Origin of the sequence: Microlunatus elymi (assembly GCF_007362775.1) — a bacterium.
GTDB lineage: Bacteria > Actinomycetota > Actinomycetes > Propionibacteriales > Propionibacteriaceae > Microlunatus > Microlunatus elymi.
The window spans coordinates 4085636-4110813 of record NZ_CP041692.1 but is presented as its reverse complement, the minus strand read 5'-3'; the positions used below and the strand labels follow the sequence as shown (position 1 = coordinate 4110813).

General features: G+C 67.9%; 20 protein-coding genes and 1 pseudogene. 13 read left to right on the top strand and 8 right to left on the bottom strand.

What is annotated here, in order from left to right:
• Positions 1-16: 16 nt before the first annotated feature.
• The 3 genes from FOE78_RS18495 to FOE78_RS18485 all read left to right on the top strand — a co-directional run bounded on the left by FOE78_RS18495 (position 17) and on the right by FOE78_RS18485 (position 3805).
• Positions 17-1369, top strand: coding sequence for a peptidase MA family metallohydrolase (locus tag FOE78_RS18495; RefSeq protein ID WP_143987591.1), 1353 nt, complete (start codon positions 17-19; stop codon positions 1367-1369).
• A 1-nt stretch (position 1370) separates the two neighbouring features.
• A complete protein-coding gene (locus tag FOE78_RS18490; RefSeq protein ID WP_143987590.1) occupies positions 1371-2492 on the top strand; it encodes a glycosyltransferase family 4 protein in 1122 nt (373 codons plus the stop codon).
• Positions 2493-2638: 146 nt separating this feature from the next.
• On the top strand, positions 2639-3805 hold the full coding sequence (locus FOE78_RS18485; RefSeq protein WP_143987589.1) for an ROK family glucokinase: 1167 nt from the start codon (positions 2639-2641) through the stop codon (positions 3803-3805).
• 62 nt (positions 3806-3867) lie between these two features.
• Here FOE78_RS18485 and FOE78_RS18480 read toward each other — a convergent pair whose 3' ends face one another.
• From FOE78_RS18480 to FOE78_RS18470, 3 genes are all read right to left on the bottom strand, one after another.
• Entirely contained in the window at positions 3868-4359 is a 492-nt protein-coding gene (locus FOE78_RS18480; RefSeq protein ID WP_143987588.1) for a hypothetical protein, read from the bottom strand.
• Between the two features lie 76 nt (positions 4360-4435).
• Complete coding sequence (locus tag FOE78_RS18475) at positions 4436-5917, bottom strand: peptide MFS transporter (RefSeq protein ID WP_143987587.1); 1482 nt, start codon at positions 5915-5917, stop codon at positions 4436-4438.
• 59 nt (positions 5918-5976) lie between these two features.
• Positions 5977-7617, bottom strand: coding sequence for an MFS transporter (locus FOE78_RS18470; protein ID WP_168207586.1), 1641 nt, complete (start codon positions 7615-7617; stop codon positions 5977-5979).
• 94 nt (positions 7618-7711) lie between these two features.
• On the opposite strand from FOE78_RS18470, the gene FOE78_RS18465 reads away from it, so the two are divergent.
• Positions 7712-8344, top strand: coding sequence for a TetR family transcriptional regulator (locus tag FOE78_RS18465; protein WP_143987585.1), 633 nt, complete (start codon positions 7712-7714; stop codon positions 8342-8344).
• A gap of 86 nt (positions 8345-8430) precedes the next feature.
• Positions 8431-9159 (top strand): SDR family oxidoreductase, encoded by a 729-nt coding sequence (locus FOE78_RS18460; protein ID WP_143987584.1) that lies wholly within the window; start codon positions 8431-8433, stop codon positions 9157-9159.
• 262 nt (positions 9160-9421) lie between these two features.
• On the opposite strand, the gene FOE78_RS18455 is transcribed toward FOE78_RS18460, so the two are convergent.
• Positions 9422-10276 (bottom strand): alpha/beta hydrolase, encoded by an 855-nt coding sequence (locus tag FOE78_RS18455; protein ID WP_143987583.1) that lies wholly within the window; start codon positions 10274-10276, stop codon positions 9422-9424.
• A gap of 108 nt (positions 10277-10384) precedes the next feature.
• Between FOE78_RS18455 and FOE78_RS18450 the strand changes: the two genes are divergently transcribed.
• The 4 genes from FOE78_RS18450 to FOE78_RS18435 are packed head-to-tail and all read left to right on the top strand — an operon-like array spanning position 10385 to position 14077.
• Positions 10385-11149 carry a lysophospholipid acyltransferase family protein gene (locus FOE78_RS18450; RefSeq protein ID WP_168207585.1) on the top strand — a complete coding sequence of 255 codons (765 nt, stop codon included), beginning with the start codon at positions 10385-10387 and terminating at the stop codon, positions 11147-11149.
• Positions 11149-12012 carry a lysophospholipid acyltransferase family protein gene (locus FOE78_RS18445; protein WP_143987581.1) on the top strand — a complete coding sequence of 288 codons (864 nt, stop codon included), beginning with the start codon at positions 11149-11151 and terminating at the stop codon, positions 12010-12012. The genes FOE78_RS18450 and FOE78_RS18445 overlap by 1 nt, the downstream gene beginning before the upstream one ends.
• A 9-nt stretch (positions 12013-12021) precedes the next feature.
• On the top strand, positions 12022-13374 hold the full coding sequence (locus tag FOE78_RS18440) for a class II 3-deoxy-7-phosphoheptulonate synthase (RefSeq protein ID WP_143987580.1): 1353 nt from the start codon (positions 12022-12024) through the stop codon (positions 13372-13374).
• Between the two features lie 34 nt (positions 13375-13408).
• Positions 13409-14077: an MBL fold metallo-hydrolase gene (locus FOE78_RS18435; protein ID WP_143987579.1), complete on the top strand. Its 669-nt coding sequence runs from the start codon at positions 13409-13411 to the stop codon at positions 14075-14077.
• Positions 14078-14081: 4 nt separating this feature from the next.
• Here the strand turns inward: FOE78_RS18435 and FOE78_RS24920 are convergent, their stop codons facing one another.
• Positions 14082-14849 (bottom strand): PASTA domain-containing protein, encoded by a 768-nt coding sequence (locus FOE78_RS24920; RefSeq protein ID WP_456082855.1) that lies wholly within the window; start codon positions 14847-14849, stop codon positions 14082-14084.
• A 489-nt stretch (positions 14850-15338) separates the two neighbouring features.
• Positions 15339-16286, bottom strand: a pseudogene (locus FOE78_RS24915) (protein kinase domain-containing protein); the annotation flags it as partial.
• A 286-nt stretch (positions 16287-16572) separates the two neighbouring features.
• Here FOE78_RS24915 and FOE78_RS18425 point away from each other — a divergent pair.
• Positions 16573-18555: an elongation factor G gene (locus FOE78_RS18425; protein ID WP_143987577.1), complete on the top strand. Its 1983-nt coding sequence runs from the start codon at positions 16573-16575 to the stop codon at positions 18553-18555.
• 20 nt (positions 18556-18575) lie between these two features.
• Here FOE78_RS18425 and FOE78_RS18420 read toward each other — a convergent pair whose 3' ends face one another.
• Complete coding sequence (locus tag FOE78_RS18420; RefSeq protein WP_168207584.1) at positions 18576-19478, bottom strand: phosphotransferase family protein; 903 nt, start codon at positions 19476-19478, stop codon at positions 18576-18578.
• A gap of 237 nt (positions 19479-19715) precedes the next feature.
• Between FOE78_RS18420 and istA the strand changes: the two genes are divergently transcribed.
• From istA to FOE78_RS18405, 3 genes are all read left to right on the top strand, one after another.
• Entirely contained in the window at positions 19716-21410 is a 1695-nt protein-coding gene (istA, locus tag FOE78_RS18415) for an IS21 family transposase (protein WP_210414660.1), read from the top strand.
• Entirely contained in the window at positions 21407-22234 is an 828-nt protein-coding gene (locus FOE78_RS18410) for an ATP-binding protein (RefSeq protein ID WP_143984871.1), read from the top strand. The genes istA and FOE78_RS18410 overlap by 4 nt, the downstream gene beginning before the upstream one ends.
• Positions 22235-22995: 761 nt before the next feature.
• The gene (locus FOE78_RS18405) at positions 22996-23559 is read left to right on the top strand and encodes a dihydrofolate reductase family protein (protein ID WP_168207583.1); all 564 of its coding nucleotides are present in this window, start codon (positions 22996-22998) and stop codon (positions 23557-23559) included.
• A 197-nt stretch (positions 23560-23756) separates the two neighbouring features.
• Here FOE78_RS18405 and FOE78_RS18400 read toward each other — a convergent pair whose 3' ends face one another.
• The gene (locus FOE78_RS18400; protein WP_323125687.1) at positions 23757-25145 is read right to left on the bottom strand and encodes an IS1380 family transposase; all 1389 of its coding nucleotides are present in this window, start codon (positions 25143-25145) and stop codon (positions 23757-23759) included.
• Between the last annotated feature and the right edge of the window lie 33 nt (positions 25146-25178).

Below are 25178 nucleotides of genomic sequence, written 5' to 3'. Positions count from 1 at the left end.
TCGAACCCTTCGGGGATTGGCGGTAGCAGGTCTCGTCGGCCTCCTCGCCGGCTGCAGTACGCCGTCCGCGCCGCCCGTCCCGACCACCTCGGCGACGCACGCGCCGACCTCGGCCGGGCGCTCGACCGGGGTCGCCTCGCCGTCTGACGGCCGGCCGTCGTCGACCGGCGTCGCGGGCAACCCGGATCGGATCCGGGCCGATGACCGACTGCTGAATCGGCTGGCGACCGCCCTCGGTGATCAGGATTCGACGGCCTTCGGCGCGCTGATCACCGACCGCGATCCGAAGTTCACCGGCACCGCACGGATGATCTTCGCCAATCTGGGCAGGTTGTCGCCGACGGTGCTGCAGCTGCGAGCCACCGGAAGAACCGCAGCACTGGGTCGGCAGCGTCGGGCGCTGCTCGGTCCGGGCGCGTACGCGGCCGAGGTGCAGCTTCGCTGGCAGGTGCCGGGGGACCGGGCGCCCAGTGACCAGACCGTCTGGATGACCTTCACCCCGGATAAACGGACCGGCGCCGGGGACGACACCGGAACCGGGCTGCGCTGGGCCGGCGTCACCGACGCGCCGGGCGGTCACCGGCCGACGCCGATCTGGTGGCTGGAACCGATCCGGGTCGACCATGATCAACACGCGACCGTGATCGGCGGTCCGGGGGTCGAACTGACGTCCTGGCTGGGCCGCGCCGACCGCGCGGCCCGGGATGTGAGCGTGCAGTTCGCGTCCGCACCGGACGGACCGTGGCGGCGGTGGAACGGCCGGCTGGTGGTGATCATCCCGAGCAGCGAGAACCGGCTGGAGCAGCTGCTGGGCGTGAAGAAGGGGACCGAGGCCGCATTGGCCGCGATCTCCTGGCCCGACGGCAGTCAGACCGCCGCGGCGCCGATCCGGATCATGATCAACTCGGGCAATCTGCAGCCGGACCTGGGCGCCCGGATCGTGCTGACCCACGAGGCGGTACATGTGGCCACCGCGTCGCCGACCTCGGCCGCGCCGACCTGGCTGATCGAGGGCTTCGCCGATTACGTCGCCTACCGCGACTACCCGGATGCTCAGCAGGCGGCGGCCCGGGCGTTGCTGCAACGGGTGTCCGACTCCGGAGCTCCGCGGCAGCTGCCCACCGACCGGGACTTCACCGGCAGCGCCGAAGATCTTGATCTTGTGTACGCGCAGAGCTGGCTGGCCTGCCGCTATCTGGCCCGGCGCTACGGCAGCGACGCGCTGTTCGCCTTCTACGCCGCGGTGAACCGTTCCGCCTCGGGGCAGATCGACGCCGCGGCCCGTACGGCGTTCGGCATCGACCAAGATCAACTCGTCGCCGGTTGGCGAAACTACTTGTCCGCTGCGGCTCGGCGAAGGCAACTCTGAGATGCCGCCGACCTTGATCATCACCAACGACTTCCCACCCACCATCGGCGGCATCGAGGGCTTCGTCTTCGATCTCTGCGGTCTGCTGGACGACAACGTGGTCGTGCTCACCCGACACACCCGCGGCTGGCAGGTCCATGATCAAGAACTGCCGTTCCCGGTGATCAGGAGCGGTTCGTTGTTGCTGCCTCAGCCCACGATCGCCCGGCTCGCCGCGAAGTTGATCAAGGAACACAAGATCAACTCGGTGATCTTCGGGGCGATGGCGCCGTTGGCCCTGCTGGCGCCGGCGGTTCGTGCCGCCGGTGCCGATCGGCTGCTGGCGATCAGTCACGGTCACGAGACCTGGTGGGCCAGTCTGCCCGGAAGCAGCGGCCTGCTGCATCGGATGGCCGACGAAGTTGATCATGTCTCGACGATCTCCGACTACACCCGACGGCGGATCGGGCCGGCGCTGTCGGCGCGGGCGGGAGAGCAGCTGATCATGCTGTCTCCGCCGGTCGATCTCGACCTCTTCCGGCCCGCCGCCATCGCCGCTGATGATCATGGTCGGCCGCGCTGCGTCGCGGTCGGCCGGATGGTACGGCAGAAGGGTTTCGACACGCTGCTGCGAGCCTGGCGGCTGGTGCTGGATCGCGGATGGACCGGACCGGATCCCGAGTTGGTGCTGGTCGGCGACGGTCCACAGGCTCGAACGCTGCGCCGGCTGGCCGGTCGACTCGGGCTGACCGGAACGGTCCGCTTCACCGGCTCGCTGCCACGAACCCAGGTCGCGCGGGTGCTGCGTACCGGGCGACTGTTCGCGTTGCCGGTACGCACCCGGTTGGCCGGGCTGAATCCGGAAGGTCTGGGGATCGTGTTCGCCGAGGCGTCGGCGAGCGGACTGCCGGTGATCGCCGGCCGCTCCGGCGGCGCCCCGGAAACCGTACGAGAGGGCGAGACCGGCTTCGTGGTCGATCCCGACGACCCGCACGAGCTGGCGCAGCGGATCGTCGAGCTGCTCGCCGATCCGGATCGGGCCCGGCGGATGGGGGCGGCCGGCCGCAAGCACGTGGCCGACCGTTACGGACAGCTCCGGGCACGCCGTACGGTGCGCGCAGCACTCGGACTGGACGCGGCTTAGGGTGACCGGGTGGACAACACCCGATCGAGCAGCGACCTCCACCTGGCTAGGAGGGTGTCGAACAAGACGCTCGCACCAGAGCGGATCGTTCGGCACGCTCCCAGGCCGGGGATTGCGTTGATCGCCGATCCCGCGGGTGCCCGCTGATGGCCCGCGCAGCGCGTGCGCCGCGCGCGACGACCCGCGCCGCGCGCTCGCCGGCGAAGGCGCTGCCGACCGCGGCGGTCCCGTACAGCATCGGCGTCGACATCGGCGGCACGAAGGTGGCCGCCGGCGTCGTGAACGGCCAGGGGGAGATCGTCGAACGCGAACTTGCGGCGACCCCGTCGCGGAGCGCGGTCGCGGTCGAGGACACGATCGCCGAGGTGGTGCGCAAGCTCCGGCATCGACACCGAGTGGAGACGGTCGGCATCGGCGCGGCCGGTTGGGTCGACACCGACCAGGCCGTGGTCCGGTTCTCGCCGCACCTGGCCTGGCGGCAGGAGCCGTTGAAACAGCGGCTGGAGCAGCGGATCGACCTGCCGCTGATCGTCGACAACGACGCGAACGCCGCGGCCTGGGCCGAATACCGGTACGGGGCCGGGAAGGGTGCCTCGGTGATGGTCTGCATCACGCTGGGCACCGGCATCGGCGGCGGACTGGTGCTGAACGGGCAGTTGTTCCGCGGCAGCTACGGAATGGCAGGCGAATGGGGCCACATGATCGCGGTCCCCGGCGGCCAGTTGTGCGAGTGCGGCAACCGTGGCTGTTGGGAGCAGTACGCCTCCGGCAACGCCTTGGTGCGCGACGCCAAGGAGCTGGTCCGGTCGGGCTCCCCGGTGGTGCAAGGACTGCTGGACGCGGTCGGCGGACCCGATCAGATCACCGGTCCGGCGATCACCGACGCTGCGGTCAACGGTGAACCGCTGGCCCGTGAACTGCTGGCCGACATCGGCCGCTGGCTGGGCGTCGGCATCGCCAACCTGGCGGCGGCGCTGGATCCGGAGCTGGTGGTGGTCGGCGGTGGGGTGAGTGCGGCCGGCGACCTGCTGCTGATCCCGACGAAGGAGTCCTTCCAGCGAACCCTGACCGGACGTGGCTTCCGTCCTCAGGCGCGGATCGAGTTGGCCACCTTCCGCAACGACGCCGGGCTGATCGGCGCGGCCGATCTGGCCCGGCATTCGCTGATCGAGCCGCCGGGCCGGGTGATCGGCGGGTTCTGGCCGCGCCGCCGGCGTGGGGTCAAGCGGGCCAGGCCGCGGCGTGAGCGACGTGAAGCAGGGACCACCCTGCGGCAGGCAGCCGCCAAACGCGTACAGCGTCGTCCGGATTGAGCAAACTCCCGGATTGAGCAGGGTCCGGATTGAGCAGGGTCCGGATTGAGCAGGGGGTGTGGCTACAGCTGGGCGCCGTCGTCGTCCGGTGGTCGATGCCGGGGCAGCCGGCTGAGCAGGAGCACCAACCCACCGACGAAACCGAGCACAGCCAGCCAACCCACCCAGCGGGGCAGCGGCACGCCGAAGGCGATCAGCAGCATGGCCACGATTGCGTACCCGACACCGAGCCAGCCGATCAGTAGCGGCGCGGTCGGTCGGGGCCACGGCGGATTCGGCGGTACGAACTGCTCGGACTCCGGCACCAGGTCGGCGGGTTCGTCGTCGTCCGGCAGTGCGAGGTCGTCCAGCCGGAAGTGGAACGGCGGCAACGGCCCCGCTTCCGGTTCGACCGGCGACGGCAGCGGTTCCTCCTCGACGGGCTGGGGATCGTCGGCGAGGACCTCGAACTGCTCGATCAACTCGGCGAAGGCCCGGTCGTACATCTCCTGATCGTCGGGCCCGTCGCCGGGCAGGGGATCATCCGGACCTCGGTCGTCGCGCGGATCCCTCATGACGGCAGCGTAGCCAAACCCGGTCGGGTCGGGGCACCCCCCGATGCACTAATGCATGCCGACGCGGAGGCCCGAGCTAATGCACCCCGCCCATCATCCGGCGGATCCACCTGCTCATCACGGCCAGGATGATGCCGACCGCGATCGAGGCCGCGCCGATGGGCAGGAAGTAGGCGACGTCGTTGTCGGTGGTGTACAGGCCGGCCAACGCGCCGGCAGCGGAACTGCCGATCGCCACCGACAGGAAGAACAGGGCGATCATCTGGCTGTGGAACGCCGCCGGTGCCAGCTTGGTGGACAGCGACTGACCGACCGGCGACAGCAACAACTCGGCCATCGAGAAGACGAACAGGATCAGCACCAGCCACAACAGCGGAGTGCCGTTCTTGCCGCTGGCGGCGAACGGCAGGAAGAGCCAGAACGCCAGCCCCATGATGATGGTGCCGAGGGAGAACTTGATCGGCGAGGACGGCTGTCGCGGCCCCAGCTTGGTCCACATCGCCGCAAACACGCCGGCGAAGACGATCACGAAGATCGGTTCGATCGACTGGGTCCAGGACGGCGGCATCTGCCAGCCGAACAGCGACCGGTCCAACCGTTTGTCGGAGTACACCGCGACCACGGTGAACTGCTGCTGGAACAGCGACCAGAAGGCGGCGCTGGCGATGAACATCGGGATGAACGAGATCACCCGGCGTCGTTCCACTCCGCTGATCCGGTTGCTGCTCAGCATCACCGCGAACAGGATGATCGCGGCGGCGACGGTGACCACCACCACGATGGCGGACAACCGGTTCGCGGTGATCACACCGGTCAGCGTGAGCACCACGATCAGCGCCACTGCGACGGCGGCGGCCAGGCCGTAGCGGAGCGCTCCGGCCCGATCGAGCGGATTGCTGACGGTCTTGCCGGCGTTGCCGAGAGTCCGCCGGCGCATCAGCAGATACTGGGTCAGGCCGATCGCCATGCCAACCGCTGCCAGCCCGAAGCCCCAGTGGAAGCCGTCCATCTTCCACACCCAGCCGGTCACCAGCGGGCCGACCAGGGCGCCGATGTTCACGCCCATGTAGTAGATCGAGAAGCCGGCGTCGCGGCGATCGTCCTTCAGGCCGTACATGTCGCCGAGCACCGAGCTGGTGGTGGTCTTCAGGGTGCCGGAGCCGATCGCCACACAGATCAGGCCGATGCCGACGCCGGCGAAGCCGGGCACGACGGCCAGTGAGATGTGCCCGAGCATGATCAGGATCGCGGCGTAGGTCAGCGTCCGTTCGGCTCCGAAGATCCGGTCGGCGAACCAGGCCCCGAGAATCGCCGACAGGTAGACCAGACCTCCGTACGCGCCGACGATCGAGGTCGCGGCCTCCTGCGGCATCCCCAGGCCGCCCTTGGTGACGCTGTAGTAGAGGTAGTAGATGAGGATGCCCTGCATCCCGTAGAAGCTGAACCGCTCCCAGAGCTCCACGCCGGCCAGGTTGGCCAGGCCCCACGGATGCCCGAAGAACCCCCGATCGCTGCTGCCGGAATCGCGTTGTTCCTCGGCTGTCGTCGGCTCGCTCATGGGCGACACGTTGCCACGGCTGAGGCCGGTGGGGAAGCTTGCTCGGCGTCGGCCGGCGCTCACGGGGCGGGTGATCGCCGTCCGGCCAGTTCGGCGGTGCCTGCGGCGGCCGGTTCCGGCGACGACTCGTCCGGCGGATTCGTCGGTTCGCAGGCCGGCATCGGATCTGGACCGGCGGAGCGTTCAGCGTCCGCGGGTTGCCGTGCCCGTCGGGCAGCGGGCGTGCGGCCGGGGAGCAGTCCGATCGACGCCGCAGCGGCGACGAGGGCGATGCCGACACAGATCCACAGCGTCGTCGTCATCCCGCTGACGAACGCGTCCCGAACGGTGGTACGGAGTCCGGGTCCGCGGTCGGCGACGGCCAGTCCCTGGAACACCCCGGACTTGATCGTTTCCGTCGCGCTCGCGCTCAGCCGGGCCGGCAGGACGAGATGGTGCTGGTACGCCTGGCTCAGAGCACTGCCGAGCAGGGCGGCTCCGAGCGGGCCGCCGGTCTTCTGCAGCGCCTGGTAGACCGCCGATGCCTGCGTCGACCGGTCCGGCGGTATGTACTTGAGCGCCACCGAGGCGGCGGTGACGAGGCCGAGACCCAGGCCGAGTCCGGCGATCGCCAGCCAGATCGTGAGGTAGAGATCGGACGAGGTCGCCGTCATCCGGGCACCGAGGAGTACGCCGATCGCCATGATCAGGTAGCCGCCGGCCGCGACCACCCGCGGGCCGAGCCGTCCGGCCAGCCGGTCGCCGATCACCGCCGCCACGGTGAAGCCGCCGATCAGCGGCAGCAGCCTGATTCCGCTGCCCATCGCGTCCTCGTTTCGGACGGCCTGCCCGTACAGCGGCAGGATGAACAGCAGCCCCATCAGGGAGAACTGACCGATCCAGGGCACCAAGGTGCCGGCCGCAAAGCCCGGGATCCGAAACAGCGACGGCGGAATGAGGGGGAACTGGCGGGTGTTCGCCATGCTCTGCTCCCAGCCGGCGAGGATGATCAACGCGGCGACTCCGCCGCCGATCCAACCGAGCGTTGCCGGGTCCCGCCAGCCCTTGCTGCCGGCCTCGACGAATCCGTAGCAGACCGCGGCCAGGCCGCCGATGCTGAGCACCAGGCCGATGATGTCGACCGGCTCCGGCCGGTCCGGTTTGGTCTCCGGCACCAGCACGACCACCATGACGGCGGCCAGGCCGGCGACCGGCACGTTCATCAGGAAGACCCAGCCCCACCAGGCGTTGGTCAGGATCCACCCACCGACGATCGGCCCGATCGGTAGCCCGATGAAGGTCGCCGTCATCATGATCCCGATGGCCTTCCCACGCTCCTCGGGGGCGAACAGCGCCGGGATCATGCCGAGCGCGATGACCGAGATCAGTGCCGCCGCGAAGCCCATCATCGCCCGGGCGGCGATGAGTTGCCCGGGCCCGCTCACGTGGGCCGACCAGTAGGCGCATCCGCCGAAGACCATGAGCGCGGCGACCAGGGTCTTCTTGCGTCCGAGCCGGTCGCCGATCACGCTGGCCGGCAGCATGCCACCGGCCAGCGTCAGCATGAACGCCGTACTGAACCACTGCAGGTCCGACTGGGTTGCGTCGAGCTTTCGGGCCAGGGTCGGCAGGGCCACCGAGAGGACCGTGGTGTCCAGTCCGATGACCAGAATCGACAAGCTGAAGGCGACCAGCGCCAGCCATCGCGACTTCGCAGGCATCTCGAACCCCTCCCGAAAAAGACACCATCTGACAACTGACAGCATATGACAGGTGGCGGAAGATGCCAACTGGCAATTCCTGTAGCCTGAGGACATGACGACCACGGCAGGTACCAGCACAGGGCTCCGGGAGCGCAAGAAGCGCAGGACTCAGCAGGCCTTGCAGGCGGCGGCCATCCGCCTGATGAGCGAGAACGGCTTTGCTCGTACGACGATCGACCAGATCGCCGACGCCGCCGACGTTTCGCCGCGGACCTTCTTCCGCTACTTCCCCAGCAAGGAGTCGGCGTTGCTGACCGATCTCCAGGACGAGGTCGTGGCCGTTCATCTGGCCGCCGCTCCTGCCGAGCTGTCGATCGCCGCCGCGTACGAAGCGGCGGTGCGGGCGGCCTTCGACGATCTGTCCGCCGAGGAGTGGAAGGTGGAGCAGGCGCGGATGCGGCTGGTCGTCACGACTCCGGAGCTGGGCGTGACGGCGGCTGTGATCGGTGCCCTGCGGCCGATCGAGGACGCAGGAGAATTCATTCGTCGTCGGCTCGGCCTCGAAGCCGATGACCCTCGACCTGCTGTGTACGCCGCCATGCTGGTGGCTGCCGTGGCCGCCGCAGTCGTCCCGCTTCTCGCCGATCTCGAGGACGGCGCCCTGGATCGGGCCGCGCTGCTCGATGCGATGCACCTGGGAGTCGAGGTGCTCCAGGACGGATTCCCGACCGGCCTCGAGCCCTGATCGGCCGAACCCCGACTCGGGAATCAACCACGAGCCCCCACTAGCCTGGGACGCCACGTCGACTGCTGACTCCTGAGGGGACCTGTATGACGGTGGCATTGGTGACCGGCGCATCACGCGGAATCGGTGAGGCGACGGCCGTCGGATTGGCCAGGCGGGGCCTGGACGTGGTGATCAACTACCGCGACAAGCAGGCCCGTGCCGATCGCGTCGTCGAGCGGATCCGGGCGGCCGGCGGTCAGGCGGTTGCGATCCGTGCCGACCTGACCGAACCGGCAGCTGTGGAGTCGATGGTCGCGCGAACGGTCCGGGAGTTCGGCCGACTCGACCGACTCGTGCTGAACGCCAGTGGAGGGCTGGAGCGCGACGCCCCGGCCGACTACGCGACGCAACTGAACTGTGTCGCGCAGGTCCGGCTCGCCGACCTCGCCGTCGAACAAATGACGTCCGGCGGCCGGATCGTGTTCGTCACCAGTCACGAGGCGCATTTCCACGGCGCCGGCGAAACGCTGTCCGAGTACGCCCCGGTCGCGGCCAGCAAACGCGCCGGAGAGGATGCGCTGCTGGAACGGGCGCCCGGCTACGCCGAACGCGGCGTGTCGCTGGTGGTGGTCAGCGGCGATCTGATCGACGGCACCATCACCGCCAAACTTCTCGACCGAGCGCGTCCAGGACTGATCGAACAACGCCGCGCCGAAGCCGGTTACCTGCCGAGCGTCGACACCTTCGCCGCCGAGGTCGTCCGGGCCACCCTCGCCGCCGGTCCCGACCCGCTGATCCTCGTCGGCGAGACACGACCCGTACCGGATCGCTGAGCCATCCCCGCACCCCAAACTGACCCACGCACTCCGAATAACGGGTGCGGGAGTTGATCTTGCGCGCGGCTGTGGCGGGGCCGGCCGGTATCGGGTGCGAGGGTGGGTTTTGCGCGCGGCCCAGCTGCCGCACCCGAAAGCGACCGCCGCACGCGAGATATCGGCTTCGGGAGCAGGTTTTGCGCGCGGCTGTGGCGGGGCCGGCCGGTATCGGGTGCGGGGGTGGGTTTTGCGCGCGGCTGTGGTGGCCGCAAGGGGAGGTTTAGGAGGACGTCACGCGGCGGATGAAGCGGAGTGACTCGCTGACGATGAAGTCCGCGTCGTAGTCCAGGGTGGCGACGTGGAAGCTCTTCTGCAGTTCGTGTTCGGTGACGTCGGTGCTGGACACCCGCTCGTGCAGGATCCGGGCCGAGGTGGGGCCGACGACGTGATCATGTCGGGAGCGGAAAAGCAGGATCGGCTGATCGACCCGATGCAGTCCGGCGATGGTCAGATCCCACAGCTGCACCATCGAGGCCAACGCCCGCAGCGGGGTCCGGTTGTAGGCCAACTCGTCGGCGAACGGCCGGGCGATGTCGTTCGAGATCCCGGCCACCGAGCCGGTCAGGTGTTTCAGCAGCGGCAGCAGCGGCAACCGCGGATCGGCATTGTGCAGGGCGGGATTTACCAGGCACAGCCCGACCAGCGGTGTCGGCGACTGCTCCGCCGGCCGGCCGGGCCGTCGCGATCGATGCAGCGCTCGGCGTTCGCGGACGCGCTGTCGGGCCGCGAGTCGCAGCGCCAGCGCCCCGCCCAGCGACAGCCCGCAGACCACGATCTTGTCCGTCTGCACCGACAGGTCGGCATAGCTGCGTTTGACCGTCGCGTACCAGTCCTGCCAGCGGGTCAGGTTGAGCTCCTGCCAGCTGGTCCCGTGACCGGGCAGCCGGGGGACTCGTACCCGATAACCGGCCGCCGCCAACTGCTCGGCCCAGGGGCGCATCGAAGCCGGTGATCCGGTGAAACCGTGGATCAGCAGGACCCCGATGCTCCCGTCCCCGGCCGCGTACGCATCGGTGCCGGGGCGAACCGTCGCCGGCTGCGGAAGAACCGTCTTCCGGCGCGGCAGCAGTTTCATGTTGCGAAGCGTATCCGCAGCCGTACGACGCTCTGCTTTCAGTGCTCGGGCGCTGCGCATTATGGTTGCTGCGACCGACCGAGACGGGTGGGTCGGCCGGAGGAAACCTTGTTCTACTGGATCGTGAAAAGACTGATCGCCCAGCCGCTGTTCAGCGCGTGGTGGCGGCCGTGGGTCGAAGGGGAGTCGAACATCCCCGAGACCGGCGCGGCCATCCTGGTGGGCAATCATCTCGCCGAGGGCGAGACCATCCTGCTGCCCGCCATTCTCAAGCGGCGGCTGGTGTTCACCCCCAAGGCCGAGTTGTTCGCGATGGCCGGCTTCAAGGGCCTGGTGTTCAAGTGGTTCCTGCGGGCGATCAAGATGCTGCCGCTGGACCGATCCGGCGGCAAGAAGAGCGCCGACGACATGGCCGCCTTCGCCGGCGTGCTGCACGACGGCGGCGTGTTGATCATGTTCCCGGAGGGCAGCCGGTCGCCGGACGGCCGGCTGTACAAAGGGCGTACGGGTGCGGCCCGGCTGGCGCTGCAGACCGGTGCGCCGGTGATCCCGGTGGCCGTCTCGAACACGAAGATGTACAAGAACCGGCTGGGCATCCCGCGACTGCACCGACCCGGGATCCGGATCGGCAAGCCGATGGATTTCTCCGCCTACCGAGGCGCCGGCAACGATCGCGATACTCTCCGCTGGATCACCGACGAGATGATGAACGCGATCATGGAGCTGTCCGGTCAGACCTACGTCGACGTGTACGTGTCGGCGGTCAAGGCCGGGCTGCGGCGGGGCCAGCCGGTGGCCGCGCCGGTGCTGGCCCGTCCCGGCTTGGGCCGTCCGGTTCCGGCGCTTCCGCGTAGGGAGTCGGAGGCGGCCTGATGCCCGAGCAGCAGCGGCCGGAACGGGACGAACCCGAAACCGGGCGGAAGCACCGGATTCGGCTGCCCGGTCGCCGGGGGACCGAGTTCTCGGTCCCCGAGTTGCACGTGCCCGACCTGCATGTGCCCGACATTCGGGTCCCGGACAAGTTGCGCGGGCCGGAGAACGAGGAGTCCAACGCCGGCGCGGTGCTCTACTGGCTGCTGCGCAACATCCTGGTCGGCCCGGTGGTCGAGCGGTCGTTCCGGCCGAAGGTCGAGGGCGAGGAGCACGTGCCCGAGGAGGGGCCGGCCATCCTGGCCAGCAACCATCTCTCGTACGCGGACTGGATGTTCATGCCGCTGGCGCTGGATCGCCGGGTCACCTTCGTGGCCAAGTCCGACTACTTCACCGGCACCGGCGTACGAGGTTTCCTGCAGCGCCGCTTCTTCTCCGGCACCGGGCAGGTCCCGGTCGATCGCAGCGGCGGCGCCGCCAGTCAGGGTGCCTTGCGGGCCGGTCTGAAGGTACTGCAGCGCGGCGAACTGTTCGGCATCTTCCCCGAGGGCACCCGCAGTCATGACGGCCGGCTCTACAAAGGTCGGACCGGAGTCGCCCGGCTGGCTCTGGAGGCCGGCGTGCCGGTGATCCCGACGGCGGTGATCGGTACCGACCTGATCGCACCACCGGGCCGGGTGCTGTCCCGGGTGATCAGTCCGACGATCAAGTTCGGCAAGCCGCTGGACTTCGCCCGCTATCAGGGCCTGTCCACCGACCGATTCATCCTCCGCTCGGTCACCGACGAGATCATGTACCAGATCATGGAGCTGTCCGGTCAGACGTATGTGGACGCCTATGCGACCAGCGTCCGCGCTGTCGACTAATCTGTCGCCGTGTCTGAGCTGCCCACGCTGAAGGATCTGCACGCGCTGAAACCTCTTCAGCAGCCCACCTATGCCGATGCCGACGAGGTGGCCGACGTCGTCCGGCAGCTGCGCCGGTTGCCTCCGCTGGTCTTCGCCGGCGAGTGCGACGAGTTGCGCGACAAGCTGGCCGAGGTGTCGGCCGGCCACGCCTTTCTGTTGCAGGGCGGCGATTGCGCCGAGACGTTCGCCGGGGTCACCGCCTCCAACATCCAGAACAAGCTGCGCACCCTGCTGTCGATGGCGATCGTGCTGACGTACGCCGCGCAGGTGCCGGTGGTCAAGGTCGGCCGGATGGCCGGGCAGTACACCAAGCCGCGCAGTTCCGACACCGAGACCCGCGGCGACGTGACCCTGCCGGCCTACCGCGGTGACGCGGTCAACGGGTTCGACTTCACCGAGCAGGCCCGCCGGCACGATCCGCAGCGGCTGCTCGGCGTCTACAACGCCTCTTCGGCGACCCTCAATCTGGTGCGCGCCTTCGTCAAGGGCGGGTTCGCCGACATGCGGACCATGCACTCGTGGAATTCCGCCTTCGTCCGCAACAGCCCGGCCGGGGTGCGCTACGAACAGTTGACCGCCGAGATCGAGCGGGCGCTGGCGTTCATCGAGGCCTGCGGGATCGAGAGCGAGCAGACCCGTACGGTCGACTTCTACTCCAGCCACGAGGGGTTGAGCCTGGAGTACGAGCACGCGATGACCCGGATCGACTCCCGCACCCACCGTCCGTACAACACGTCCGGGCATCTGATCTGGATCGGGGAGCGGACCCGCCAGCTGGACGGTGCCCATGTCGAGTTGATGCGGCACGTCAGCAACCCGGTCGGCATCAAGCTCGGCCCGACCACCACCGCCGACACCGCGCTGGAGTTGGCCGACCGGATCGATCCGGCCAATCAGCCGGGCCGGATCACCTTCATCACCCGGATGGGCGCGGGCAAGATCCGCGACCTGCTGCCGGACGTGGTGGAGAAGGTGACCGCCAGCGGCCGGCAGGTGGCCTGGGTCTGCGATCCGATGCACGGCAACACGTTCGAGTCGGCGAACGGTTTCAAGACCCGCGCGTTCAGCGACGTGATCGACGAGGTGAACGGCTTCTTCGACGTGCACGACGAGCTCGGTACGTGGCCGGGCGGGATGCACATCGAGCTCACCGGCGACGACGTCACCGAGTGCGTCGGCGGTGCGCAGGAGCTGGCCGAGGCCGATCTGTCCAGCCGCTACGAGACCTTGTGCGATCCGCGGCTGAACCGCAATCAGTCGCTGGAGTTGGCCTTTCAGGTTGCTGAGCGACTGGTGCAGAGCCGCAACAGCCGGAGTTGATCAAGGTCGGTTGGCCGGGGTTAAGGTGACCATCGTGAAGATCACGCACCTTGGACATTCGGCCACGTTGGTGGAAACCGCGGGCACGCGGATCCTGATCGATCCGGGAAACATCGACGCGCAGTGGCACGGGCTGACCGATCTGGACGCGGTCCTGGTCACCCATCAGCATGCCGATCATCTCGATCCGCGGGCGCTGCCCGGACTGCTGGCGGCCAACCCGAACGCTCGGGTGATCGTGGAGCCGTCGGTGCTCGAGCTGGCAGGCAAGGAAGGCCAGTCCGGCCCGATGCCCGAGCTGCCCGGTGCGTCCGGTCTGGCCGCGGGTGTGTCGGTTTCGGTCGGGTCGGTGACGATCACTGCGGTCGGTGGACAGCATGCGATCATCCATGCCGACGTCCCGCGGATCGGCAACGTCGGCTACCTGATCGCCGCGGACGGGGAGCCGACGCTGTTCCACCCCGGCGACTCGTACGAGTACGCACCCGACGATGTCGACGTGCTGGCGTTTCCGCTGCACGGCCCGTGGGCGGCGATGAAGGAGGGCATCGACTTCGCCCGCGCGGTCGGTGCGCCGAGGGGATTCCCGATCCACGACGGACTGCTCAACGACATCGGCCGCACCATGGTGATCGGCCGGATCAACGCGATGACCCCGACCGAGCTTGTTGATCTTCGCGGAGCCGGGGCCCACACCTTCTGAAGCGTCAGACCAGCGTCAGGGTGATGGTCGATCCCTTCGGCACGCTCTTGCCGGCGCCGGGATCGGACGAGGCCACGTACCCCAGGCCCAGGTTCAAGATCGTCGACGTTGTCGTACGAACCTTGAATCCCTTGTCCTGAAGGGTTTTCTTGGCTGCCTCCACGCCCATCGAGCGGACCTGAGGCACCGTCACCATCACCGGGCCGAGGGAGGACACCAGCTTGATCCGGTCCTTCAAGTGGCCGGTGCCGTCGGCGGGGGACTGGCTGATCACTGCGCCCGCCGGCACGGTGGCGGAGTGCTCGCTGGTGATCTTGACCTTGAAGCCGGCGTCCTTCAGGGCCGTCGCGGACTGTTCGGCGTTCTGGCCGGTGTAGTTGGTGATCTTGATCGGCTTGCGCCCGGCGGAGATCACCAAGTTGATCTTGGTGCCGGCCTTGAGCCGATCACCCGGCTCGGCCGAGCTGCTCAGCACCAGGCCCTTGTCGACACTCTCGCTGAACTTGTCGGAGACCGAGCCGACGGCGAGTTTTCCCTTCTGCAGCAGGGATTCCGCGGCGTCCTTGGAGAGCCCGGTCACCTTCGGCATCGGATGACGCTCGGGACCGCGTGACAGCACGACGGTCATCTCGCCGCCGCGCAGGATCTTGGCGCCGGGCCGCGGGCTGGTGTTGATCACGGTCCCTTTCGGCACCGTCTCGGAATAGCTCTGGCTGAAGTTGACGTCCAGTCCGGACTTGCTGGCGACCTGTTCGGCGCGCTGCTTCGACATCGAGGTCAGCGCCGGTGCGCTGGTGAACCGGCCCTTGGCGTAGTACCAGCCGGCGGCAACTGCGGCCGCGGTCAGCAAGATCACCAACAGCAACGCGATCCAGCCGCGGACCCGGTGCCGGGAGCGATGGACGGGCCGGTGCGGCGGCACCGGCTTGACCGCGGCCTGATCGGCCAGCGGCACCGGCATCAGGTTGGTCTCGGTGTGCTGGGTCGGCGTGGACGGACCGCTGAGGAAGCGGATGTCGGTCGGGGTGTACTCCTGCTCCTGGACCGGGGACCGCTGAAAGCCGGGGGCGTACTCCTGGAAGCCGGCGGGCCGGGCGTACGGCTCGTTCAGTGCGCCGAGCCCCTCTTCGGAGATCGCTGCGGCGATCTGCGGGGCAATCGCGGTGGTGGCCGCGTACGGATCGGTGCCGTTGTTCGCGCCGGCCGGCCGGCCACGTTCGGCGTCCTCTCGCAATGCCAGCAGCGGCACGGTCAGATCCTGGCTCAGCTCGGGATCGGTGCGCAGCCCGGCCGCCAACGCGGACTTCACCCGTCGCACCTGGGCCAGCATCACCTTGGCGTCGTGCGGCCTGGCGTCCGGGTTGCGGGCGGTCGCGCGGGCGACCAGGGCATCCACATAGTCCGGGATCGGACCTGCGGTGGGCAGGCCGGACGGCGGCGGCACGTCCTTGTGTACGTGGGCGTAGGCCACCTGGATCGGGGTCTCGCCGGTGTGCGGCTTGCGGCCGGTGAGCATCTCGAACAGCACCACGCCTGCGCTGTAGACATCGGATCGGGCATCGGCCCTGCCGGTGGTCACCAGCTCGGGCGGCAGATACGAGACGGTGCCGATCAGCAGTCCCGCGGTCGCCGTCGAGGTCTGCGCGGTGACGGCCCGGGCCAGCCCGAAGTCGCCGACCTTGATCTGCCCGCGGTCGGAGATCAGCACGTTCTCCGGCTTGACGTCGCGATGCACCAGGCCGGCCTCGTGCGCGGCGGCCAGGGCGGCGAGCACCGGTTCGATCATGCTCAGCGCCCGGATCGGCGCCAACGGCGCCTCGTGGGAGATGACGCTACGCAGGGTACGGCCCCCGACCAGCTCCATCACGATGTACGGCCGGCCGCCCCCGGTCTGGAAGCCGGCCTGATCGAAACCGGCGTGATCGAAGCCGGAGCCGGTGTCCAGGTCGCTGCCCTGATCGAAGACCGAGACCACGTTGGGATGTGACAGCCGAGCCGCGGACCGTGCCTCCCGGTCGAACTTGCGGGCGAAGTCGGCGTCGTCGCCGAGACCGGGATGCATGACCTTGACCGCCACCATCCGGTCCAGGCGGGTGTCGGTGGCCCGATATACCGTGGCCATGCCACCGCGGGCGACCCGATCGACGATCCGGTAGCGCCCGTCGAGTACGTGCCCGACCAGCGGGTCGCTCGTACTCGTCATCGTCACGCCTGCTCCAAGTTGTTCCGCGAGGGTGTAGCGGGAAAGGGGCCCGGGCCGGCTGGTCGACCCAGGTGCGAGTGTATGGCGGCGCGGAGCCGAATCCAGACCTAACGCGCCGGGCCGTCCCGTGACCTCGTGGCGATAAATGTGCTGACAGCGGACGGCGGACGTGCTTACGATACGGCCCGACAACCCGGAACGGGCATGCCGAAACAGGAGGCTTTGACGATGCGAGCAACGGACGTGGTCCTTCGCCAGCTTCTCTCGACCCCTTCTGTTTCAAGGATTCCGCGTGCCACCAGCTCCCGTCCGCTTTCTCAACCTGGGCATTCTCGCCCACGTCGACGCCGGTAAGACCACTCTCACCGAACAGCTCCTCTATCTCGGTGGGGCGATCGACGAGCCGGGCTCGGTCGATTCCGGTACCACTCGTGCCGACACCCTCGCCCTGGAACGGCGCCGGGGCATCACCATCAAGTCGGCGGCGGTGTCGTTTGCCCTGGCAGACCGGATGATCAACGTCGTCGACACTCCGGGCCACCCGGACTTCATCGCCGAGGTCGAACGCGTCCTCGGCATTCTCGACGGGGCCATCCTGGTGATCTCGGCCGTCGAGGGCGTGCAGCCGCAGACGCGGATCATCATGGGTGCCCTCCAGCGGCTCGGCGTGCCGACGCTGCTGTTCGTCAACAAGATCGACCGGATGGGCGCCGATCTGGAACGGGTGATCGGTCAGATCCGTGCCCGGCTGACGCCCGACGTCCTGCCGATGGGGCGCGTGCTGAGCGCTGGGTCCCGGGCATCGTCGTTTGCCACGTACCGGACGAACGATCCCGCGTTCGCCGAGCGAGCAACCACAACCCTTGCCGAGCACGATGACGGCGTGCTCGCGGCGTACGTCGACGGCACGGTGCTGTCGGAGAGCGATCTGACCGCCGACGTCGCGGCGCAGACCCGGGCCGGCGTGCTGCACCCGATCTTCGCCGGTTCCGCGCTGACCGGGGCGGGGGTGGGCGAGCTCCTGGGATCGCTGACGACGTTGCTGCCCACCGCCGCGGGCGCGATCGACGCACCGATATCGGCCCGGGTCTTCAAGGTCGAGCGCGGCCCGGAGGGAGGCAAGATCGCGTACCTCCGGATGAACGAGGGCACGTTGCGTCCACGCCAACGACTGGAGCTTTCCGGCGGCCGCAGCGGGAAGGTGTCGGCCGTGGAGACCTACGGCTCCCACGGCTGGGGGCCGGCGGATCGGCTCGTCCCCGGAGAGATCGGTCGGGTCTACGGCCTGGCCGCCGTACGGGTCGGCGACGCGGTCGGCGATTTGGCCGTGCAGACCGAACCGCACTTCCCGCCGCCGACGCTCGAGGCCGCCGTTGAGGCACGACGACCCGAGGACGGCCCGGCGTTGCGGACGGCCCTGGTGCAACTGGCCGATCAGGATCCACTGATCAACGTTCACGTCGACGCCGCCGGTCACCCCACCGTGTCGCTGTACGGCCGGGTACAGCAAGAGGTGCTCCAAGCCACCCTTGCCGACGAGTACGGGGTCGACGCGCGCTTCGCCGACGCCGCGGTGCTGCACATCGAGCGGCCGCGGACAGTGGCTACCGCGGTCGAGCGGCTGAACACCCCGAGCAACCCGTACCAGGCGACCATCGGGCTGCGGATCGAACCCGGCGAGCCGGGGAGTGGGGTGCGCTTTGCCGTCGCTGCCCCGGCCCTCGACATGCCGTTGTATCTGTACGGCGATGTCGAGCGGTTCGCCTCCGCGATCGAACGACACGTCCGGGACGCTCTTGCGCGCGGACACTACGGCTGGGCCGTCACCGACTGCATCGTCACGCTGGTCGAGACCGCATACAGCGTCGCCGACGGACCGCCGTCCAAGCGCGGCCCCACCAGCACGTCCCGCGACTACCGCAAGGTGACGCCGGTGGTCTGCCGGCAGGCCCTCCGGCTCGCCGGCACCCAGGTGTGCGAGCCGGTGCTCCGCATCTCGCTCGAGGTGCCGGAATCCGACGCCGCTGCGCTGCAGACCGTCCTCGGACGGATGCGCGCCCAACCCATAGGCCAATGGCAGGTGGGGATGATGGCACGCATCGAGGCCCGGCTCGTGGCCGCCCGGCTGCACGAGCTGCAGCACCAACTGCCCGACCTCACCGGCGGGGAGGGAATTCTGCAGTACCAGTTCGACGCCTATCAGCCGGTCAGCGGTCGTCCGCCGGTGCGAGCGCGTCAACGCGACAGCGAGCTGCCGGAAGAGTCGCTGACCTGACCTTCGCGGCCCCGAGTGCGTCAGGACAGCGTGCGTTCGAGCAGCTCCTCCAGGCCGAACCGGACGTCGTCGGGACGGACGTCGGGCCTGGCGCCGGCCAGGCCGGGCAGGATATGGGCCGGGTCGGGCAGGAAGCCGAGAATGTCGCTGACGATCCAGAATCGGTTGCCGTCCAGATCCCGATCCAGCACGCCGCCGAGTGCCTGGTAACTCGTTCGGAACGCGTCGGCATCGGCGAGGGTGTGCAACATGGCGAAGTCGGCGCATATGTGGGCGACGTCCAGATCTGCCGGTCCCCACGACATCTCGGCCCAGTCGACGACGCCGGTGACCTGGTCCCCATCCCACAGGATGTTTCCGAGATGGAAGTCTCGGTGCAGCAGGCCGTACGGTGTCGGCGGGGCCCCTGCCTTCCAGATGTCGATGGCCCGGCGCCACAACGCCGGGCGCCGGGCCCAGTCCGGGACCTCCGGAGAGGCCGGACAGCGATAGCTGAAGGTAGGAGCGCGGTCCTGAACGGGCACGGGATGGCGGTGGATCGCCACGGCTAGCCGTGCGAGTTCGTGAACGGCAGTCGTACCCAAGGGGTCCAGTCGGGGCGAGCCGGGTTGCCAGGTCATCAGGTTTGCCGGGGCGCCGGCAACGTCTCCGTACCCGTCCGTGGCGATGAGTCGGGGCAGTAGCACGTCGGAGGTGGCGAGGAGTCTGCACGCAGCCGCTTCCCGCTGAACGTGATCGCGACCCTTCTCAGCCCATACGGCAGGATCGGACCAACGGATGACCACCGGATCGCCGCGGCTGAGCCGGACCTTCCACTTGGTGTTCGTGATGCCGCCGCCCATTTCCGTCACGGCCGCGATCGACGACCGTGTCTGGGATTCGACCCAGATTCGGGCACGCTCATCAAGCTCGAGGTCTGTCATCAGTCCCATCGTTCCAGCTCTGGTGAGGGCGCGGGTGCCGACTTGATGCATCCCCTCGCCGACGACAAAGCTGTCGGTTGCCAGCGGGAAGGGACCGCTTCGGAGCCGGTTTTGCCATGAGGATGGGACCACTGGTTTGCCAGTGATGGGACCACCTGGCTGACGGTTTTGCCAGTGATGGGACCACCGTTGGCGCGCCTGCCGGGGTCTCGGTTGTTCGGCCGATCTATTGGCCCTATGAGCTTCCGGGAGGTTTCGGTGGTCGAGATCCGAGAGATCTTGCGATTGTGGCTGGCGGGTACCGGTCTGCGGGAGGTGGCCCGGTTGTCGGGCACCGATCGGAAGACGGTCCGCCGGTATGTGGAGATGGCGCAGTCCCACGGCCTGGACCGTGACGGGGACGCGTCCCAGCTGACCAGTGAGTTGATCACCGCGGTGGTCGGTGGAGTTCGTAGCAAGCGTCCCAACGGCAAGGGTGAGGCGTGGGAGACGATCGCTGTTCATCATGATCAACTCAAGGCCTGGTTGGATCAGGGCCTGACGTTGACCAAGATCAACATCTTGTTGGGTCGTCGGGGTGTGGTGGTGTCGTATCGGACCCTGAATCGGTATGCGACCAGTGAGTTGGACTTCGGTCGTCGGCGGGCCACGGTTCGAGTCGCTGATTGTGAGCCGGGTGCAGAGTTGCAGGTCGACTTCGGACGACTCGGGATGATCGAAGTTGATCATGGTTCCGGTCAGGTTCGTCGTCGGGTGACGAAGGGGTTGATCTTCACCGCGGTCTATTCGCGGCACATGTTCGTCTATCCGACCTTCGGTGAAACATTGCAGGAGGTGATTGCCGGGTTCGAGGCGGCGTGGGAGTTCTTCGACGGCGTGTTCGCGGTGGTGATTCCGGACAACATGAAGGCCATCGTCGACCGCGCGGACGCGACCGATCCGCGGTTGAACGAATCGTTCCGGGAGTATGCCGAGTCCCGCGGGTTCGTGGTCGATCCGGCCCGGGTCCGCAGCCCGCAGGACAAACCGAGGGTCGAGCGGTGCGTGCAGTATGCGCGCTCGAACTTCTTCGCCGGCGAGTCGTTCAACGGCCTGGACGATTGCCGGGCTCGGGCCGAGCGGTGGTGTGCTGAGACCGCCGGGATGCGGGTCCATGGCACGACCCGGCTCCATCCGGCCGAGGTGTTCACCGCCGACGAGCAGCCGAAGCTGCTGGCCCGCCCTGTGACGCCGTTCGACGTGCCGTCCTGGACCCGGCCGAAGGTGGCCCCGGACCGGCACGTCCAGGTCGCCAAGGCCCTCTATAGCGTCCCGGGCGATCTGATCGGGCAACGGATCACCGCCCGCGCCGATGCGGCGACGGTGAAGCTGTACTGGCGGGCCGAGTTGATCAAGGTCCACCCGAGGGTGGGACCTGGTCGTCGGCAGACCGATCCGGCTGATCTGCCGGCGCATCAGTCGGTCTATGCGATGCGTGATATCGACGCCCTGCAACGCAAAGCCGCGATCCACGGCGACCACATCGGTGTCTATGCCGCGCAGGTGTTGGAGCATCCGTTGCCGTGGACCAAGATGCGGCAGGTCTACCGGCTCCTCGGCCTGGTCAAACGCCACGGCCCAGAAGCGGTCGATGACGCCTGCCGGCGGGCGTTGGAAGCCGAAGTCATCGACATCGGCCTGATCGACCGCATGCTCACCCGCGCCACCACCCAAGCCATCCAGGCCCAGCCCACGCTGCTGCCAGCAACAGCGGACTCGGCGACACCGGGTCCAGCGAGATCGGTGTCAGCGCCGTCCCGGTTCGTCCGAGACACCGGCGACTTCGCCATCCGGCGATCAACGTCAACATCAAGATCAACGTCGAGACCAACACTTTCAAGATCAACAGCAGGTTCCGACTCGTCGTCGGAGACGGTCCGGAGGTTGCCATGAGCACGAGCCAGCGCGCGAGTCGTCGACCGGATGCCGAGCCTGCGGTCAAGCCGATCGAGGTCACCCCGGAGTTGAAGTCGTTGATGCGTCGGTTGAAACTCGGTCAACTCCTCGACACCCTGCCCGACCGGCTCGCGTTGGCACGGTCGAACCGGATGCCGCACCACGACTTCCTGGAAATGATCTTCTCCGACGAAGTCACCCGCCGCGACCGCCAATCCGCCCAACGCCGCGCCAAAGCAGCCCACCTCGACCCGCAGATGCAGCTCCAGGCCTGGGACGACACCACGCCGGCCAGCTTCGATCAGGACCTATGGCAGGAACTCACCTCACTGAGGTTCCTGGCCGATGCCTACAACGTTCTGATCATGGGACCCGTCGGCGTCGGGAAGACGTTCCTGGCCAACGCACTCGGCCACATCGCCGTCAGACGTCACCACAGCGTGCACGCCGAACGCGCCGACAAACTGTTCAAACGACTCCGCGGCGCCCGGCTCGACGGCAGTTACGACGACGAGATGCGTAAACTCCACCGCGTCGACTTGTTGATCATGGACGACCTCGCCCTGCACCGCCTCGAAACCACCGAAACCAGCGACTTCTACGAACTCATCGTCGAACGACACCGCAAAGGCTCCATGATCATCACCAGCAACCGCGAGCCACCCGAAATCCTGACCATGATGGCCGACCCGCTGCTCGCCCAATCCGCGATGGACCGGTTCCAATCAGCCGCCTACGAACTCGTCGTCGAAGGCGAGTCCTACCGCCAACGACAACGGCCCCGACGCGGCAAACCAGCCGAGTCCGACCAGCAGGATTGACCAGAACCCCACCCATCAGCAATCATCGGTCCCACGGTCGACCACCGGGGACGAACCCGGTCCCATCCTCATGGCAAACCGGTGGTCCCTTCCTCCTGGCAGGCGACAAAGCTGTTATCCGTCCGATCTGGCCGAAGTTCCTGCGCCGCGTGGAGTCGGCTGAGCCGGGTGTCCCGTTGGTGGAACGACTTCCGGGCGGGCAGCGCACCTTGGGGCCGGGGACGTTGGCGGGTCCGGGAACCTGAATATGAGGCGCCAGATGGTCAAAATCACCTGCGGACCGCGATTTTCGCGATCTGACGCCTTGATCCCAGGGATCGACGCCGGACGAGCCGGTCCGCGGCGAGCCGGTCCGCGGCGAGCGGTTCGGCACGCTCCAGCGGGAACGCAACAGATCCGTGGTCACTCAACCGGCCGCCCGGCGATCGATCCACTGCGGACTGCGGCGGCATGCTGTCGATCCGTGGGCGTTCTGTTCGACGGAGGGTGGAGGGCCGACTGGGCCTTGATCCATCGTGGCGGCAGGAAGGGCGCTGAATCACGCGGAATACATCCGGTCGTGGTCCATGAGGGCCGGCGTCTGTTCGACCACCTTGACGCTCGGACAGATCTGCAACTCGTCGATGTCACATCCTTCGCCGGCGGCTCGATCCTGGTCATCTACCGGCCTTGACCCCGGCCCAGATCACAAGGCCGGCGTAGCGGGCCAGGTCGCCGCCTTGGTGCACCACAATCATTCGAATCGACCTCAGGAGAATCCCGTGCGACCACTCATCCTTCGTCACAGCTTGTCCCTCGACGGCTACAGCGCCCCGCCGCCAGGGGTGCCTGAAGACTTCTTCGTGGAGTACGACAACGATCCGGAGTTCGTGACACATATGGCCGAGGTGCTCGGCAGCGCGGGCGTACACGTGATGGGTGCTCAGGCCTATCAGGACATGGCGGGGCATTGGCCGTTCCAGGATGGGCCGGAGGCCGATGCGATGAACCGGATCCCGAAGGTCGTGTTCTCCCGCAACCCGATCCCGACGCCGTGGGCGACCACAACCGTGTGCTCGGGAGATCTGGCCCCTGAGATCGCCGCGTTGAAAGCAGAAGAGGGCGGGCCGATCCTTGCCCACGGCGGCGTACGTTTCGCGCAGGCGTTCGTCCGGGCTGATCTGGTCGACGTGTACCACCTGTTGATCACGCCGGTTGCGCACGGCAGTGGCAGTCAATTGTTCACCGAGTTCACGACGCTGAGATTGGTCGAGGCGAGATCATTCCCGCGAGGCAACTTGGCGCTGACCTACACCCGTCCGGATACCGCCACCCGGACGCCGTAGCACCATCGGTCGGCGACGGAATCCGGCGGTGAGGGTCTAGCCGCGAGCTCAACCTAGCCTCGATCTTTCGTCTGGCTCGTTGTTGATCATGGTTGTAGTGGTTGAGGCTTCGATCGATGGTGTGGGCAGGGGTGGGCTCCGGCGCTGTGTCCGCCGGTTCTCCGTGGTCCTTGGTCGTTGGGGTAGGGGCTGGTTGGTCAGGCGGTGCTCAGGCTGGTCCAGGCGTGGTCGATGTAGTGGTTCCAGGGCCAGCCGCGTGGGAGTCGCAGGAGGTGTCGGCGGCTGGTGTGGATGATGCGTCCGGCCACGGCGAGGATGCGGAAGCGGAGTCGTTTGGGTTCCCACCGGCGGATGTCGGCGGTGGGTTCGAAGGCCAGGGTCTGGGTCCAGGCCAGGAGGTCGGCTGCCAGGGCGACGATCTCGACCCAGATCCGGTTCTGGTTGTAGCCGTGGAAGGGCAGGTTGCGTAGTCCGGTGTCTTTCAGGGCGCGGATCCGGTCTTCGCAGCGGGCGCGTTGGCGGTGTCGGACTTCCAGCACCGGGATGGTCCAGCCCGGGCCGCGGGTGTTGGTGGCAAAGCAGGTGACCCGCCAGCCGTTGTGATCGGTCAACCTCAGCTGGGCGCCGGGATGGGGCCGTTCCCGGCGGGCGATCACCCGCATCTGGGCCGGCCACTCGTCCTGGCCACGGGTCAGGGGTGGCATCCACCGGGTGAGTTCGGCGACCTCGGCACCCTCACGCCGATCACCGTTGCTGTCCAGGGCCGGCTGCCAGGCCTGGTCCGGGATCGTCTCGATCGCGGCCGCGACCCGGTTGCTGGCCTTGAACCCGACGCTGTATTCCAGACCGGCAGCGATGACGTGGTCGAGGAAGTCTTTGTTGCCTGGTCCGGAATCGGTCCGCACCAGCACCGCGTCGCGTTCACCGGGCGGGAGTTGAGCCAGGGCGTGGTCCAGGGTGTTGATGTGGTCGGCACTGTCCATCGCCGAGGCCCATCCCGGCCGCAGATCGATGGCCAGCGTGTCGGCGGTGCCGTGTTCGCCGTGATCGACGAACGCGCAGATCGGATGGAACCCGTAACCCCGCTTATAGGTCCGGCCGGCGCCTTGTTTGTCCGAATGCGCGGTCACCAACGTGGGATCGATATCGATGATCACCTGCCCGCCATCGCGCTGCCCGGACGGTCCCGACACCGGCCGCCGCCGGGCCCAGACCCGGCCCCGGGCCGTCGCGTGAACCGAGCGGATCGCGGTCACCACCTCATCGACATCGGCGGCCAGTGTTGTGAACAGTCGTGAGATTATCGGGTCCGAGGCCACCGGGCCGAACACCTCAGGCTGGGCCCGGACCGCGGCCACATCGGCCAGACAATCCCCACCCAGGGCGACCGCGACAGTCACATCGAGCAGGATCTTGCCCGGATCATGCACGTAGCGATCGGCCCGCCACCGAGCCAACGCCCTCGACAAGGCCCGATCCAGACCGGCAGCCCGGATCGTCTCGGTCAACAACAACGCACCCGACGACGAAATCAACGACTCACGCCTGGGATCAAGAACCAGTCCGCCACCTCGGTTACGCTTCACCTGCGGAGTGCCTTTCCCCTTGGATGATTCACG